The sequence below is a fragment of the Methylocapsa sp. D3K7 genome, from assembly GCF_029855125.1.
Classification (GTDB): Bacteria; Pseudomonadota; Alphaproteobacteria; order Rhizobiales; family Beijerinckiaceae; genus Methylocapsa.
The window spans coordinates 4,044,288-4,059,354 of record NZ_CP123229.1; the positions used below are offsets into that span (position 1 = coordinate 4,044,288).

At 59.4% G+C, this 15,067-nt stretch carries 14 protein-coding genes; 9 read left to right on the forward strand and 5 right to left on the reverse strand.

What is annotated here, in order from left to right; translation table 11 throughout:
* Positions 1 to 222: 222 nt before the first annotated feature.
* From QEV83_RS18915 to QEV83_RS18930, 4 genes are all read right to left on the reverse strand, one after another.
* Positions 223 to 993 carry a glutamine amidotransferase gene (locus QEV83_RS18915; protein WP_280129189.1) on the reverse strand — a complete coding sequence of 257 codons (771 nt, stop codon included), beginning with the start codon at positions 991 to 993 and terminating at the stop codon, positions 223 to 225.
* A 31-nt stretch (positions 994 to 1,024) separates the two neighbouring features.
* Positions 1,025 to 1,852, reverse strand: coding sequence for an SDR family NAD(P)-dependent oxidoreductase (locus tag QEV83_RS18920; RefSeq protein ID WP_280129190.1), 828 nt, complete (start codon positions 1,850 to 1,852; stop codon positions 1,025 to 1,027).
* Positions 1,849 to 2,364 carry a TerB family tellurite resistance protein gene (locus QEV83_RS18925; protein ID WP_280129191.1) on the reverse strand — a complete coding sequence of 172 codons (516 nt, stop codon included), beginning with the start codon at positions 2,362 to 2,364 and terminating at the stop codon, positions 1,849 to 1,851. The genes QEV83_RS18920 and QEV83_RS18925 overlap by 4 nt, the downstream gene beginning before the upstream one ends.
* Positions 2,365 to 2,430: 66 nt before the next feature.
* Complete coding sequence (locus tag QEV83_RS18930) at positions 2,431 to 2,853, reverse strand: hypothetical protein (RefSeq protein WP_280129192.1); 423 nt, start codon at positions 2,851 to 2,853, stop codon at positions 2,431 to 2,433.
* Positions 2,854 to 3,104: 251 nt separating this feature from the next.
* Between QEV83_RS18930 and pheT the strand changes: the two genes are divergently transcribed.
* Positions 3,105 to 5,537, forward strand: a complete 2,433-nt coding sequence (gene pheT / locus QEV83_RS18935; protein ID WP_280129193.1) for a phenylalanine--tRNA ligase subunit beta — start codon at positions 3,105 to 3,107, stop codon at positions 5,535 to 5,537.
* Positions 5,538 to 5,547: 10 nt separating this feature from the next.
* Complete coding sequence (locus tag QEV83_RS18940) at positions 5,548 to 5,979, forward strand: hypothetical protein (protein WP_280129194.1); 432 nt, start codon at positions 5,548 to 5,550, stop codon at positions 5,977 to 5,979.
* 112 nt (positions 5,980 to 6,091) lie between these two features.
* On the opposite strand, the gene QEV83_RS18945 is transcribed toward QEV83_RS18940, so the two are convergent.
* A complete protein-coding gene (locus QEV83_RS18945) occupies positions 6,092 to 6,397 on the reverse strand; it encodes a BolA family protein (RefSeq protein WP_280129195.1) in 306 nt (101 codons plus the stop codon).
* A gap of 134 nt (positions 6,398 to 6,531) precedes the next feature.
* Here QEV83_RS18945 and QEV83_RS18950 point away from each other — a divergent pair, with 134 nt between their 5' ends.
* The 7 genes from QEV83_RS18950 (at position 6,532) to QEV83_RS18980 (ending at position 15,065) form a co-directional block, all read left to right on the forward strand.
* Positions 6,532 to 7,137: a J domain-containing protein gene (locus tag QEV83_RS18950; RefSeq protein WP_280129196.1), complete on the forward strand. Its 606-nt coding sequence runs from the start codon at positions 6,532 to 6,534 to the stop codon at positions 7,135 to 7,137.
* 121 nt (positions 7,138 to 7,258) lie between these two features.
* Positions 7,259 to 8,251 (forward strand): cobaltochelatase subunit CobS, encoded by a 993-nt coding sequence (cobS, locus tag QEV83_RS18955; protein ID WP_280131146.1) that lies wholly within the window; start codon positions 7,259 to 7,261, stop codon positions 8,249 to 8,251.
* A gap of 61 nt (positions 8,252 to 8,312) precedes the next feature.
* Entirely contained in the window at positions 8,313 to 10,244 is a 1,932-nt protein-coding gene (gene cobT, locus QEV83_RS18960; protein WP_280129197.1) for a cobaltochelatase subunit CobT, read from the forward strand.
* Between the two features lie 115 nt (positions 10,245 to 10,359).
* Positions 10,360 to 11,307: a hypothetical protein gene (locus tag QEV83_RS18965; RefSeq protein WP_280129198.1), complete on the forward strand. Its 948-nt coding sequence runs from the start codon at positions 10,360 to 10,362 to the stop codon at positions 11,305 to 11,307.
* 483 nt (positions 11,308 to 11,790) lie between these two features.
* Positions 11,791 to 13,590 (forward strand): lanthanide-dependent methanol dehydrogenase XoxF5, encoded by a 1,800-nt coding sequence (xoxF5, locus tag QEV83_RS18970; RefSeq protein WP_280129199.1) that lies wholly within the window; start codon positions 11,791 to 11,793, stop codon positions 13,588 to 13,590.
* A gap of 153 nt (positions 13,591 to 13,743) precedes the next feature.
* Positions 13,744 to 14,202 (forward strand): c-type cytochrome, methanol metabolism-related, encoded by a 459-nt coding sequence (locus QEV83_RS18975; RefSeq protein WP_280131147.1) that lies wholly within the window; start codon positions 13,744 to 13,746, stop codon positions 14,200 to 14,202.
* A complete protein-coding gene (locus QEV83_RS18980; protein ID WP_280129200.1) occupies positions 14,187 to 15,065 on the forward strand; it encodes a substrate-binding domain-containing protein in 879 nt (292 codons plus the stop codon). The genes QEV83_RS18975 and QEV83_RS18980 overlap by 16 nt, the downstream gene beginning before the upstream one ends.
* The last annotated feature ends 2 nt before the right edge of the window (positions 15,066 to 15,067 follow it).

Genomic DNA, 15,067 nt, shown 5'->3' on the forward strand with positions numbered 1-15,067 from the left:
TTTTAGGTCATATGTCCGATGCGCAACGGCACGTTTGCTGCATAGTGTGACTCACCAAACGGGTACGCGTTCTCCCAAGTCTCGTCCCGCGCGCTTTAATCACGAAATCATTTTTGACGTGTTTGCCGCCGCTCCACCGGATTGACCGGTGGGCCGGCGGCATTACTTGCGGCGCCGGCTCGAATCAGTTGTCTTCGCGGTGTTGGCCGCACATTGATGATATCAATGTTGGGGAGCAGGAGTTTCGGCCAGCAACAATGCCGCGGGCGGGGTCGCGGGCTGGCCGCCCGCAAGCCAGCTGGCTAAAAAAGCGCTTGACCAGCGCGCGATGGTGCGATCATGCCGGAGCCAGCCTTCGACATGACGATGACGCGGTCTGGCGCCTGGCTCGGCCATACGTTCCCGTGTCAGCAGCGACCAGCGGCACATGATGGCGAAATTCACCTCCGGGTGGAATTGGAAGCCATAGGCCTTCTCCTGATAGCGGAACGCCTGCGCCTCAAAATCCTGACCCTTGGCCAGGAGGGTAGCTCCGCATGGCAACTCGAAACCTTCACGGTGCCACTGGTAAACGTGGTCCGGGAAGCGGCAATCGCAAATGCGATGCCCGTGTTCGGTTGGCTGGATTCGGTAGTAACCGACTTCCACGCGCCCTTGCGCATGCGGGCGGACGCGATGACCGAGATGGCGCGCGAGCATCTGGGCACCGAGACAAATCCCCAGAAATGGGGTACCTTCCTTAAGAGGAATCCCGATCCAGTCGATCTCCCGGCGTATCCAGGCGTCTCCATCATTGACGCTCATAGGACCCCCGAACACGATCACTCCGGCGTAACCGTGCAATGTGTCCGGAAGCGGATCACCGTAACGGGGGCAGCGGCAATCAAGCTCACATCCCTGCGCACGCAAGAGCCGCCCGAGCCGCCCGGGCGTCGAATGTTTTTGGTGCAGGATGATCAGGATCCTGCGCCGCAAAGGGGAGCAAGCTGGCATTATCCGCAATGAAAAAAAATCTCACTGGACCTTAACGCGGACGCACCCGATTTTGCTGCAACCGCGAAATAATGATCAAAACTACGGATTTTGGCAGAAATGGCAAGAGCAAAACGCTGACTTTGTTGAAGAATCCCGGTACGATTTCCTGCTTCCCGGCCATGAGCCCGGTATAGCCTGCTTCGGCGACCGAGATTGCCGCCGTCCCCGGAAATCGTGTGAGGCCCAAGCCTGGACCGAAACCGGCCCGGGCCTGAAACCCGGTCTTTGTGTAGCCAGGACACAGTGCCGACACCGTGACGCCTTGCGGCCGCAATTCTTGTGAAAGAGCGAGCGAAAACGAGAGCAGGAATGATTTTGAGGCGTAATACGCCGCCATTCCAGGACCGCCGGGAAAGTAGGATGCCACCGACGCGACGTTGAGGATTTTGCCGCGCGCGGCGCAAATCGCTGGCAGAAAGCGCAAGGTCATTTCCACGGCGGCACGGATGTTGAGATCAATGAGCGCCAGTTGCTCGGCCGTATCGAGGGAGGCGGCGGGACCAAGAAGGCCAAATCCCGCATTATTGACCAAGATATCCGGCGAAACCCCAGCGGTTCTAAGTGCCGCAGCGATTTGATCAATGGCCCCAGGCGCGAGCAAATCCAGCACCAGCACCAAAGGCGGAGACCTGCCGGGCACCGCGATTTCGCTGGCTAGACTTTCCAGTGCCGCGCCGCTTCGCGCGATCAGAACGAGATCATGACCTTGGCGGGCGAAGACACGGGCCAAATCGGCGCCGATCCCGCCAGAGGCGCCTGTAATGACCGTGACGCGGCGCGCTCCGGTGCCCTCGCCTTCAGCTATTGCGCCGCTCATGCTTTGTCCTTGGCGGCGGCAGGTGCGGCCCAGGGGCCTCGGGTGGGAGCGGGGGCGGGTGCGCGGCCGGCGACACGCTGGCGGAGCAAGACCCTGTCGCGTGTCGAAACGCCGAGAAGCTCGGCGATCCGCCAGATCGTATTTTCCTCGAATTCATCGGCCACGCCATCGGCGTAGGCGATGTCCCACAGCATCTCCACGATCTTCTGACGCCCATCGTCATCGAGCGCGCGCTTCAGCACACTGGTGAAACGGTAGAAATCCACGGCCTCGCGGTCGCTTTCCTCTGCCGTCGCGATCAATTCCGCGGTGGCGCCGGCGTCGAGGCCGAACCGCTCGCCAATGATTGCTTTCAGGCGCCGCTGCTCGGCGAGGTCTGTGGTGCCGTCGACATTGGCGATGTGAACGAGCAAAGCGACGGCCGCGAGACGATAATCCTCCTCGTCGAAGCGCCGGGCGGTTTGATCCGTGCCGCTGACCTCAGCGATAAAATTTTTCAACGCAGCGAACATTGCGGCTCTCCAATCCCGGGTTGTGGATATAAAACATAAAATATCAGAGTGCCGAACGCGAACTGTTCAGCGAAGCAGCAGACACGTCCAATAGCCTTCCGGCCGGTGATAGTCCTGGCGCAGTTCGCGAACCCAAGCTTGGCATTGCCGCCGTTCCGGAAAACAGAATTTTTCGTCACGCCAATCGATAAGGGTATGGCCATAGCCATCGGAATAGGGGCGGCCGCCGGAAAAATGCCCAAGCCAAACGGAGCGCCAGGGAAGTTCCGCAGCCGTGACCGCTGGCGGTGCCCATATCGGCGCGCCGATCGAGCAGGGGACGCCGGGGCCTTGCGAATATTCGCTAGAGGGCTGACCAGGGGGGCCGGAATCCCAGTCCGCTGCCAAGCCGAGGCTTGCAAAGCTGAAACTTGCCGCGACCGGCATCAATGCGGCGATTGTCCGTAAGCCGTTGCTCCCCCGTCTTGCTATTTCAATCGCTTTGTTCATTTCATCAAAACCTCAAGCGCCGGAGCAATGCTTTGTGTCTTCTCCATTACCTGCAACCGGGAGGGGGCTCAAGCCGCCAGGCCCTCGAATGGGAACGTCTGGCGGATTTGGGAAAAAACCAACACACGTTCCCCACGCCTTCAAAAAACACTAGAGACACAAATCCCTCGATCGAATAGGCAGATGCAATCACCGGCCAGGGGCCAGCCGCCTTTCATCGCAAGGCTTGCCCGGCGCTTTTTGGAACCGCAATGAAATTCACGCTTTCCTGGCTCAAGGATCATCTTGAGACCGATGCCACCCTCGACGAAATCATCGCCGCGCTGACCAAGACCGGTCTTGAGGTCGAGCATGCCGAGGACAAAGCCGCCGCCCTCAAGGATTTTGTCATCGCCCGCGTCATCGAGGCGAAACCCCACCCCAATGCCGACCGGCTGCGTGTCTGCCTTGTCGATACGGGAGGCAGCACCCCCGTACAGGTCGTTTGCGGCGCGCCAAACGCGCGAGCGGGCATGACATCGGTATTTTCTCCGCCCGGAACCTATATCCCTGGAAAGAAGATCACGCTCGGCAAGGGCGTGATCCGGGGGGTCGAGTCGCACGGCATGCTGTGTTCGGGCGCCGAACTCGAACTCTCCCAGGACCATGATGGCATTCTCGATTTACCCGAGGCGGCGCCGGTCGGCGCGGCTTATGCGGCCTGGGCTCAACTCGATGACCCGGTCGTCGAGATCAATCTTTTGCCGAACCGGCCCGATGCGGCGGGCATCCACGGCATTGCCCGCGACCTTGCGGCGGCGGGGCTGGGCAAGCTCAAGAACCGAGCCATAAAACCGGTCGAAATCAGTTTTCCGTGCCCGGCTGGGATCCGCCTCGATTTCGCGCCGCAAGACGCGCATCTGGCGCCAGCCTTCGCGTTGCGCCTCGTCACAGGAGTCCGCAATGGGCAAAGCCCGGCGTGGATGCAGAGGCGACTCAAGGCGATCGGGCTGCGGCCGATCAATGCGCTCGTCGATATCACCAATTATTTGACCTTCGACCGGGCCAGGCCGCTGCATGTTTTCGATGCCCAAAAAATCAAGGGAAACATCACCGTCCGCCGCAGCGCGCCGGGCGAGGAATTGATCGCGCTGGATGGCAAAACCTACCGGCTCGACGCGGACAATGTGGTCATCGCCGACGAGGCTGGGGTTGAATCGCTTGCCGGAATCATGGGCGGGCAAGCCTCGGGCTGCGACGAGACAACGACCGATGTGCTTATCGAATCGGCATTGTGGGATCCGGTGAATATCGCGCGCAGCGGGCGGCGTCTTGGCATAAATTCGGACGCGCGCTACCGGTTTGAACGGGGTGTCGATCCGGCGTTCTGCTTGCCTGGACTTGAGCTTGCGACGCGGCTTGTTATCGAGCTTTGCGGCGGCTCTGCCTCGCAAATCACGCTTGCCGGGAGGATTCCGCAGCCCGACAAGCGGATTGTATTTCCCTGGAGTGAGGTCAAACGGCTGACGGGTCTCGAACTCGACAGCTCGGAAATGGCCGGTATTCTCGAAAGCCTTGGATTCGAACTCGCCAATTTGGCTGGGAATGCTGGCGAGGTGGTGGTTAAGGTGCCCTCGTTCCGCCCCGACATCGAGGGCAAGGCCGATCTCGTCGAGGAAATCCTGCGTATCGCCGGGCTTGACCGCGTTCAGCCGGTGCCATTGCCGCGTGCATCGGCGCAGGTTGCGGCGGCGGTGCTGACATTGCCGCAAAAGCGGGCCAAGAGCGCCAAACGGGCGCTCGCCGCCAATGGCCTTGTCGAAGCGGTGACGTGGTCGTTTGTGTCGCGCCAGCGTGCGGAGATGTTTGGCGGCGGCGCAACGTCGCTCGCGCTTGCCAATCCGATTGCGCCAGAACTATCGGACATGCGGCCGAGTCTGTTGCCAGGGCTGATCGCGGCGGGCCAACGCAATGCCGACCGCGGCCATGGCGACGTCGCGCTTTTCGAAGTCGGCCAGATCTTTCTCGGCGACGGGGAAGCAGATCAAAAGATCGCCGTGAGCGGGATAAGGCGCGGCCTTGCGAAAGAGACCGGCCGCGGAAAAAATTGGTCGATGGCCGCCGCCAATGTCGACCCGTTCGACGCCAAGGCGGATGTTCTCGCGCTTCTCTCGGGGCTTGGTGTGGCGGCGGCCGCCGTGCAGATCGTTGCTGGCGGACCTGCCTGGTTTCATCCCGGCCGCTCCGCGACGCTTCAATTTGGGCCAAAAAATGTCATTGGCGCGTTCGGCGAGATCCATCCGGGCACCCTGGAAGCCATGGGTGCCGAGGGGCCAGTCGCCGGTTTTGAGTTGCTTCTCGATGACATACCAGCGCCGAAATTGAGGCTCACAAGAACCAAACCGAAACTCGAACTTCCGGAGTTCATGCCTGTGCAACGCGACTTCGCCTTCCTCGTCGACCGGCCGGTGAACGCCGCCGACATCGTGAAGGCGGCCATGGCCGGCGAACGTGCCCTCGTCACCGAGGTTGGCGTGTTCGACGTCTATGAAGGCGAGACCATTCCGGAAGGTAAGAAATCGGTCGCCATATCCGTCACCTTGCAACCGCGCGAAAAAACCCTAACCGAAGCTGAGATTGATGCCGCTGCCGGCAAAATCGTCGCCGAGGTCGTCAAGAAAACCGGCGCGTGCCTTAGAGGATGAAACCTTGCGATTGACCTTGCTTAGTGTTTTCACCGCCGCAGTGATTGCGGCTCCCGCTTGCTCCAACGCCGCTCCGCGCAGCATTGATGAGTGCGAAAAAATCCAGGCGGCAGATGCCTATAACCAATGTTTGGCCTTGTTTGGGCCGGTGGCACGCAATCATGGCGCCGTGCGTGATGCGGCGGAGACCAACAATCAGGACGAGGGGGTCGCAGCCGTGGACGCCGATACCAAGGTCGCGGCCGCCCCTGATGACGAGCCGGACCATCGTCATGGCCGCCGTCACGGTTCAACGAGGCATCGTTGGGCAAGACACGGCGGCGGACACGGCTATGCGCATCATAGTCATGCGCGGCACTCGACCGCGTCGGTGCATACGCATGGCAAGCGGACGGCCGTCGCGTTCAACACGGTTTCAAGCCGCGGGCACCACTTGCATTAGCGTACTTAACCACCAAAATATATGGTCAAACGGGACGCGATCCGATCTATCTTCCTAAAGCGATGATGGATGAGATTTATCAGTCAAGCGTTTCGGGCTGTGTAGATTAAATCTATTCTCCTGGCGCCTTGGCCTCGATGGCCAAGGCATGCAGACCGCCTTCGAATTCAGTCTCCAACAGCTGATGAATCGCGCGGTGGCGCTCGATCCGGCTTTTGCCTCTAAATATTTCGGCAATCACTTTAACCCGAAAATGGGTTTCGCCCGTCGTCCCGGCCGTGCCTGGCCGTGCCACGGCGTGGGCGTGGCCCGCGTGTTTGTGAGACTCGTCGATGATTTCGACAAAGACAGGGGTTAGAGCCGCCTGCAATTTTGCCTTGATGCGATCGCTGGCAGCCAAGTCACTTTGCGCGCGCATGTCAAAACCTGAGTTAAAGTTTACGGGACTTACGACATTTCTAGCCGATCCATTCACGGACCAGACGCGGAAAAATTATTTTACCGCATCGAACTGCTTGCGGCTATCTCAAAGACATTCATAATGGGGCCGCCATGAATTTGAGATCACGTCTTTTCGACCGCATCAGGGTCAAGTCCGCGTTGAAGGAGGAACCGCGCGCGGACCAAACCTTGTGCCAGCATCCAGGCTGTAACGAAGCAGGTCCATTCCGGGCTCCCATGGGACGTCTGCGGGAGGGCCAATATTTTTGCTTCTGCCTCGACCATGTCCGCGAATACAACGCATCTTATAATTATTTCAATGGCATGAGCAATGAAGCCATGGCCGATTATCAGCGCGAGGCCTTGGTTGGTCACCGGCCGACCTGGTCCATGGGAGTGAAACGCGGCGGCAAGAAATTTCGCGAGGAGAGCGACGATCCGCCGCGCCCTGGCGAGGGCCAAGAAGTGTCGCAAGCAGGCACGCGGCGCTATTCTTACGAAACACCCCGGAAACCGCGTTATGGTCTGGCGGCCTTGAGAGCCCTCGACCAATTGGGTCTTGATGATACCGTGGACATGGTCGTGATCAAGGCCCGCTACAAGGATTTGGTCAAGCGCTTGCATCCGGACGCCAATGCGGGGGACCGGTCGAATGAAGACAAATTGCGTGAGATAATCCGCGCCTATAATTATTTGAGGTCTGTCAAGGAGGCTTGAGCCTCTCGGTGGCGTGGCGACTGCCATCCGTTGGCTCTCCTTATAAGTTGGACAGCATGGAAGCGGTCAAGCGGCATCAGACAACTGTCGCGGCCGCCGGTACAAAGGACGAATGCAACGCATGATAATGGACGAAAGCGCCGCGCCTGGCGGCCTGCCCGACATGAAGATCTCGGTGCGGCAAGTCTTTGGTATCGACAGCGACATGGAAGCTCCCGCTTATTCCAGCGTCGATCCGCATGTTCCAGATCTTGATCCCGATTATCTCTTCGATCGCGATACGACGCTCGCCATTCTCGCGGGCTTCGCCAAGAACCGCCGCGTGATGATCACCGGTTATCACGGCACCGGCAAGTCGACGCATATCGAACAGGTCGCGGCGCGGCTGAACTGGCCCTGTGTCCGGATCAACCTCGACAGTCACGTGTCCCGCATCGATCTCATCGGCAAGGATGCGATCGTCATCAAGGACGGTCTGCAAGTGACCGAGTTCCGGGATGGCATTCTGCCATGGGCGCTGCAAAACAATGTCGCCTTGTGTTTCGACGAATATGACGCGGGCCGCCCGGATGTGATGTTCGTCATTCAGCGTGTGCTCGAAATGTCGGGCCGTCTTACCCTTCTCGATCAGAGCCGGGTGATCCGGCCACATCCCGCCTTCCGGCTGTTCTCAACGACGAACACGATCGGTCTTGGCGATACGTCGGGCCTTTATCATGGCACCCAGCAAATCAACCAGGGGCAGATGGACCGCTGGTCGATCGTTGCCACGCTGAACTATCTGCCGCACGACAAGGAAGTCGAGATTGTCCTCTCCAAGGTAAAGAAATTTCAGGCAACCAAGGAAGGCCGCGATACGATCAACAAAATGGTGCGCGTCGCCGATCTGACCCGCAACGCATTCATCGGCGGCGATCTTTCGACCGTGATGAGCCCGCGCACCGTGATCACCTGGGCCGAGAACACGGAAATTTTCAGCGACACAGGGTTCGCGTTCCGGCTGACCTTTCTCAACAAATGCGACGAATTGGAACGCGCGCTTGTTGCGGAATTCTACCAGCGGAGTTTTGGCAAGGATCTTCCAGAAAGCGCGATCAATGTCGTCATGAGCTGAAGCGCATCGCATGGCGGTGAAGACATCGCGCGGTCAACGATATAACCCGGAAACGGCGGGAATGAGTTCCAACCAGAAGCCGCATGGAAAGATGGAAGCGCCGCGAGAGCCGTTTAAGCGGGCGGTCGCCTCGTGCATGCGCGCCATGGCAAAAATGCCGCAGATCGAGGTGGCTTTCGCGGCCGAGCGGCCGAGTCTGGTCTCGACGGGGGACAGCGCCAAGGCGCGGTTGCCGGAACCCTCGCGCAAGCTCGACGCGCGGGAAGCGGCGATTTTGCGCGGTCACGCCGATTCCATGGCGCTCCGGCTCACCTGTCACAACATGGATATGCACCGGCGGCTGACTCCCCAAGCCACCGCCGCGCGGGCGGTTTTCGATGCGGTCGAACAAGCGCGCGTCGAGGCGATCGGATCGCGGCGGATGCAGGGTGTCGCGGGCAATCTCGATGCCATGCTCGATGACCGGTTTCAACGCGCCCGCTATGCGGACATTACGGCGCGCAGCGACGCGCCGCTCGAGGACGCGCTCGCGATGATCGTGCGTGAGCGCCTGACTGGGCTGAGGCCTCCCAAAAACGCGGAAAAGATTGTCGAACTTTGGCGGCCTTGGATCGAGGAGCGTGCGGCGGCTGAACTCGACCGGCTGTCCTTTCAAATCGAGGATCAGCGGGCCTTCGCGATCGCCTTCCATAAAGTCTTGACCGCGCTCGAAATGGTCGATGAGGGCAGCCTTGACAGCACCCTGGAAGACGAGGAGGACGCCGATGGCGAACCCGACGGGGCCGCCGACGATGAAGCGGCGGACGGCGCCGAGGATCATACAGGCGATGCCAGCCGGAGCGAAACCGCCGAGGCTTCTTCGGAAGGGATGGAAGAAAGCGAGATCGATGCCGCCGACGCGCCGGCCGGCGAATTCGAGGAGGAGGCCGAGCTTGGCTCTTCCGATGAGCCCGGCGATCCACGGCCGCCGTTGCCGCAGGCGCGCGCGGAACCGCGTGCCTCCGATTACAAGGCTTTCACCAGCAAATATGACGAGGTTGTCGCGGCGCAGGATCTTTGCGATGCCGAGGAACTCGACCGGCTTCGCTCCTACCTCGACAAGCAATTGAACAATCTCTCCTCGATCGTCGCGCGGCTAGCCAACCGGCTGCAAAGGCGTCTGCTGGCGCAGCAGAACCGGTCCTGGGAGTTCGACCTCGAGGAAGGCATCCTCGATCCCGCCCGGCTGCCGCGGGTGATCGCCGATCCGCGCCAGCCGCTCTCGTTCAAGCGCGAGAAGGATATGGCGTTCCGCGATACGGTCGTGACCTTGCTCATCGACAACTCGGGATCAATGCGCGGCCGCCCGATCACGGTCGCCGCCACCTGCGCCGATATTTTGGCCCGCACCTTGGAGCGCTGCGGCGTCAAGGTCGAAATCCTCGGTTTCACGACGCGCGCATGGAAGGGCGGTCAATCGCGGGAAGGGTGGCTGCAGGCGAACAGGCCAGCATCGCCCGGCCGCCTCAACGACCTTCGCCACATCATTTATAAATCGGCGGACGCGCCTTGGCGGCGGTCGCGCAAACATCTCGGGCTCATGATGCGCGAGGGTCTGCTCAAGGAAAATATCGACGGCGAGGCGCTCGATTGGGCGCACCGGCGGCTTCTCGCGCGGCCAGAGCAGCGCCGCATCTTGATGATGATTTCCGATGGCGCGCCGGTCGATGATTCGACACTTTCGGTCAATCCCGGCAATTATCTTGAAAAGCATTTGCGCTTCATGATCGAGGAGATCGAAACACGCTCTCCCGTCGAACTGATTGCGATCGGCATCGGCCATGACGTGACGCGTTACTACCGCCGCGCGGTGACGATCGTCGACGCCGAGGAACTTGGCGGCGCCATGACGGAAAAATTGGCGGAGCTGTTCGATGAAACGTCGGCGGAGCCGCGGGCGCCCGTAAGGTACAAGCTGCACCACGGTTCGCCAGTCGGGAGCACCGTCCATTAGGTGTCCCCGCCGGCCATCGCCGGACCGGTCCATTTGCTTGACCGGAAAGTTGAAGCATGGTTAGCGTGCGGGCATCGCCCGGATGATTTGCACGTCCATGCTAGAGGTTCAGGTTATGCCGACACCTGTTGATATGCAAATGTTGTCCAGCGCCGAGAACCTGGGGCAGGTGTTGCCGATCCTGAGCGATCCGGACGGGCTTTTCACGCGCAATACCAACCGGCACACATTTGCCTTTCAGCATGGGCTCAAGGATCACGCGCTGTTCCAGCTGCCAAGTCTGATCGAACTTGCGCGGCGACCTTACCACCAAGAGACCTATTGGTCGAATGGCAACGTCAAAGTGACGGATACGTGGGGTGCGAACGGAGAGAGCAAACTGACGCTCATCGACACAATCGCAAATATTGGTCAAAATAATTCGCTCGTCGTCCTCAAACATGTCGAGCAGGATCCTGTCTATGCCCCGGTCCTTCAGCAATTTCTTTCGAAGGTCGTCGAATTTTCCGGCGAGCAAATACGGAAAGATGTGCTGGTCGGCGAGGTGCTGATTTTGATCAGCTCGCCGAACCGGATCACCTCCTATCACATGGATGCGGAGTGCAACTTCCTTGTGCAAGCCGTCGGGGATAAATCGCTTTGGGTCTATGACCAGACGGACCGGACGCTCGCCTCTCATGAACAGCGCGAAGCCTATTATGGCGGCGACATGAACAGCATTCTTTATCAGGAAAGCCGCCTTCCCGACGCGGTTGCCTACGACCTTCGTGCGGGGCAGGGCGTTCACATTCCGGTTTTTGCGCCGCATTGGGTGCGCAACCACGATAATATTTCGGTGGCGCTGAGTGTGAACTATGAACTGCGTTCGGGCCTCCGCGAAAAACGCGTTTACCAGATGAACAGGATGTTGCGAAAATTTGGCATCGCCCCGGCAGCGCCCGGGGCGTCGGCATTGCGCGACCGAGTGAAAATCGCCGCGGCCGAGGGTTTGGCGGCGGCGCGGCATTTCATCAAGTCGAAGCCAGCGCCGTCTTATGCGATTTGGACGCCATCCTCTATTTGATCCCCCACCTCTCCCCGCACGATGTGCCACACGAGCCAGACAATGTCCGTCATCTTACCGGAACCGGGGTTCCGTTAGCCCCGCTTTCGACGCAAGCCTTGGGTCATCCCGCGGACATAAGGGCCCTTCCGGGCTCCGGCGTGGCATTGCGCTGCGGCAGCGCTGCAAGTGACGAAATGAGGATAAAAATCCCCGCCGCAGGCGATCGGTTAGCGTGGAATGACTATTGTAACGGCCTGACGCTCAATATATACACATGCCGGAGTTTTCTGGCTCCATGGCATCGGCGGAGGGGTTCCGCTCGCCTGCAGACAGGGCACCGGCTTTTTCCAGGCCTTGCCTTATGTGAAAACTGGGTTGTTGTGGAATCGACTGTCTTCCCGGTGTCCTGATACGCTGCCGGAGAGAGATGCAACGACAAGGCGCCGGCGCCGCGAGAGCGAGCGTTCAGGCGCCGCGCGCTAGAGTGTCCGGAGGAAATGAATGCGCAAGTTCCTGCTAATGTCCTGTATCGGTGCCGCGGCGGTTCTCGCCAATGGTGCTGCCTTCTCCAATGATGAACTGATCCAACTTTCGAAAGATCCCAAGCAGTGGGCGCTGCCCACGGGTGACTACGCCAATCACCGCTTCTCGCAACTCGACCAGATCAACACCGACAATGTGAAGCGGCTGGTTCCCGTATGGAGTTTTTCGACGGGTGTTTTGCGCGGTCACGAAGGCGGCCCCTTGGTGATTGGCAGTGTGATGTATTTCAGCACGCCATTCCCCAACATTGTCTATGCCCTCGACTTAAATCACGACGGCAGGATTCTTTGGAAATATGAGCCAAAACAGGATCCGAATGTCATTCCGGTCATGTGCTGTGACACCGTCAATCGTGGCGTTGCTTATGGCGAAGGCAAGATCTTCCTGCATCAGGCCGATACGACGCTGGTCGCGCTGAACGCGCAAACCGGTGCTGTCGTGTGGTCGGTGAAGAACGGCGATCCTTCCAGAGGCGAGACGGGCACGTCGGCGCCGCAAGTCGTGAAGGACAAAGTTCTCGTCGGCATTTCAGGCGGCGAATTTGGCGTTCGCGGATCTGTCACGGCTTATGACATCAAGACCGGCAAGCGGGCTTGGCGCGGCTATTCGATGGGACCGGATGCCGACACTCTGATCGATCCGGAACACACGACCAGCCTAGGCAAGCCCGTCGGAGTGGATTCCGGCATCAACACCTGGAAGGGTGACCAGTGGAAGATTGGCGGCGGCGCCACCTGGGGCTGGATCTCCTTCGACCCGCAGCTGAACCTCGTCTATTATGGTTCTGGCAATCCCTCGACGTGGAACCCCAAGCAGCGGCCGGGCGACAATCGCTGGTCGATGACTGTGTGGGCGCGCGACGCGGATAGCGGTGTCGCCAAATGGGTCTATCAGCTGACGCCGCATGATCAGTGGGATTATGATGCGATCAACGAGATGATCCTGGCCAATCAGGAGATGCGCAAGGTTCTCGTCCATTTCGACCGGAACGGCTTCGGCTACACGATCGATCGTGAAACCGGCGAGCCGATCGTCGCGGAAAAATACGATGCGGCGGTCAATTGGGCGACCAAGGTCGATCTTGATAAAAGTTCCCCGACCTATGGACGTCCGCTGGTCGTCAAGGAATTTTCGACCGAGGCCAATGGCGAGGACGTGAATTCGCAGGGCATTTGCCCGGCGGCTCTCGGATCGAAGGATGAACAGCCGGCCGCTTATTCGCCGGTGACCAATCTCTTCTACATTCCCGCCAATCACGTGTGCATGGATTATGAACCCTTCCATGTCAGCTATACGGCGGGGCAGCCTTATGTCGGCGCGACCTTGTCCATGTATCCGCCCAAGGGCGATTCCCATATGGGCAATTTCACTGCCTGGGATGCCAAGACCGGTAAAATCGTATGGCAGAAAAAAGAGCTGTTCTCGGTTTGGTCTGGCGCTCTTGCGACCGCCGGCAATTTGGTCTTCTACGGCACGCTTGAAGGCTATCTGAAAGCTGTCGATGCCCGGACCGGGGACGAGCTTTTCAAGTTCAAGACGCCGTCCGGGATTATCGGGAACGTCATCACCTATCAGAACGGCGGCAAGCAATATGTGGCGGTGCTCTCCGGCGTCGGCGGCTGGGCCGGCATCGGTCTTGCGGCCGGCTTGACGAAGGGAACCGAAGGCCTTGGCGCGGTGGGCGGCTATGCGGCGCTCTCCAACTATACGGCGCTCGGCGGCCAACTGACCGTGTTCGCTCTACCGTCGGGGTACTAATCTCCGGCAGGTCATCAAGGGAAACGCCCGGCGTTTTGCGCCGGGCGTTTTGTTCCGTGTATTCATTACTTGAACAAGGATAGTTTCGTGCAAACCACTCTTCTCGTGCGGGCCTTGTCACTTGCCTTTCTCGTCGCCTGCGGAACCACGGCGATGGCCGAGGCTCCTGGCGACCCCAAGTCGGTCAAGCAAGACGACAAAGGCAAATATGTTGATGGGAAGGGGGATCCCACCTTCAACGTCAAGCCGGATGGAACTGTGGACTGGTACAGCTATTCTGGTTACCGCCGCTACACATCCGAATGCTCGGTCTGCCACGGCCCCGATGGCGAAGGTTCAACTTATGCGCCGGCCCTCAAGAATTCGCTGAAAACGATCAACTACCCCGAATTTTACGGGATTGTCGTTGGCGGCCGGCAAAATCTCGGCGGCGGTGAAAACAAGGTGATGCCGGCGCTCGGCGATAATAAAAACGTCATGTGCTATATCGACGATATTTATGTTTATCTCCGCTCGAGATCGAATGAAGCGGTCCCTCGCGGCAGGCCTCCGGCTCATGACGAGAAACCACCGCAGGCATCCGAAGCGGAGAAGGCATGTCTCGGCGAGTAGAATTAGCCGTAAAACGCATGCGAGCTTGGCGGGCTGCTCTTCAACTCCTCCTCATTTTGCCGGTCGTTTTGATCGCGGCCAGCGTCACGGCGCAAACCCCGGATGAAGGTTCGATCGAGCTTATCGATCCAAAGGTTCTGCGTGTCTGCGCTGACCCCCGCGATTTGCCCTTCTCTAACCAGTCTGGCGAGGGATTCGAGAACAAGCTTGCCGAGTTCCTCGCCCAAAAGCTGGGCAAAACTCTCTCTTATGAGTTTTATCCTGGGGCCACCGGCTTTGTGCGCAACACGTTGAACGCACATAAGTGCGACGTCATCATGGGAATGCCGCAGGGAGACGACATCGTTCAAGGGACAAACCCTTATTACCGGACAACCTACGCGCTGGTCTCGAAACAGGGAAGCGGTCTTGAATCCGTGGACAGCCTGGAAAGCCCGCTGTTGCAAGGCAAGCGGATTGGCATCGTCGCCGGCACACCCCCGGCAACCAATCTCGCGGTCAACGGGCTTTTGGGCAACATCAAATCCTATCCGCTCGTGGTCGATACAAGATTTGACGCGCCCACGTCGGCGATGATCGACGATCTGGACGCGGACCGTATCGACATTGCCATTCTTTGGGGGCCGATCGCGGGGTACCTCGCCAAGCATGCCAAGACACCGATGAAGGTCATGCCGCTGGTCAAGGAAACGTCTGGATCGCATCTCATCTACCGGATCGGCATGGGGGTCCGTCATTCCGATCAGGAATGGAAACGCCTCTTGAACAAGCTCATTGCCGAGAATCAGGACGCGATTACTCATATTCTGGCGGTCTATGGCGTGCCGCTGCTCGATGAGAACAATGCACCCCTGACGCAATAGCC

Coding starts and splice junctions, on each gene's coding strand:
- QEV83_RS18915 (WP_280129189.1), bottom strand. CDS start 993: ATGCCAGCTTGCTCCCCTTTGCGGCGCAGGATCCTGATCATCCTGCAC.
- QEV83_RS18920 (WP_280129190.1), bottom strand. CDS start 1,852: ATGAGCGGCGCAATAGCTGAAGGCGAGGGCACCGGAGCGCGCCGCGTC.
- QEV83_RS18925 (WP_280129191.1), bottom strand. CDS start 2,364: ATGTTCGCTGCGTTGAAAAATTTTATCGCTGAGGTCAGCGGCACGGAT.
- QEV83_RS18930 (WP_280129192.1), bottom strand. CDS start 2,853: ATGAACAAAGCGATTGAAATAGCAAGACGGGGGAGCAACGGCTTACGG.
- pheT (WP_280129193.1), top strand. CDS start 3,105: ATGAAATTCACGCTTTCCTGGCTCAAGGATCATCTTGAGACCGATGCC.
- QEV83_RS18945 (WP_280129195.1), bottom strand. CDS start 6,397: ATGCGCGCGCAAAGTGACTTGGCTGCCAGCGATCGCATCAAGGCAAAA.
- QEV83_RS18950 (WP_280129196.1), top strand. CDS start 6,532: ATGAATTTGAGATCACGTCTTTTCGACCGCATCAGGGTCAAGTCCGCG.
- cobS (WP_280131146.1), top strand. CDS start 7,259: ATGATAATGGACGAAAGCGCCGCGCCTGGCGGCCTGCCCGACATGAAG.
- cobT (WP_280129197.1), top strand. CDS start 8,313: ATGAGTTCCAACCAGAAGCCGCATGGAAAGATGGAAGCGCCGCGAGAG.
- QEV83_RS18965 (WP_280129198.1), top strand. CDS start 10,360: ATGCCGACACCTGTTGATATGCAAATGTTGTCCAGCGCCGAGAACCTG.
- xoxF5 (WP_280129199.1), top strand. CDS start 11,791: ATGCGCAAGTTCCTGCTAATGTCCTGTATCGGTGCCGCGGCGGTTCTC.
- QEV83_RS18975 (WP_280131147.1), top strand. CDS start 13,744: ATGGCCGAGGCTCCTGGCGACCCCAAGTCGGTCAAGCAAGACGACAAA.
- QEV83_RS18980 (WP_280129200.1), top strand. CDS start 14,187: ATGTCTCGGCGAGTAGAATTAGCCGTAAAACGCATGCGAGCTTGGCGG.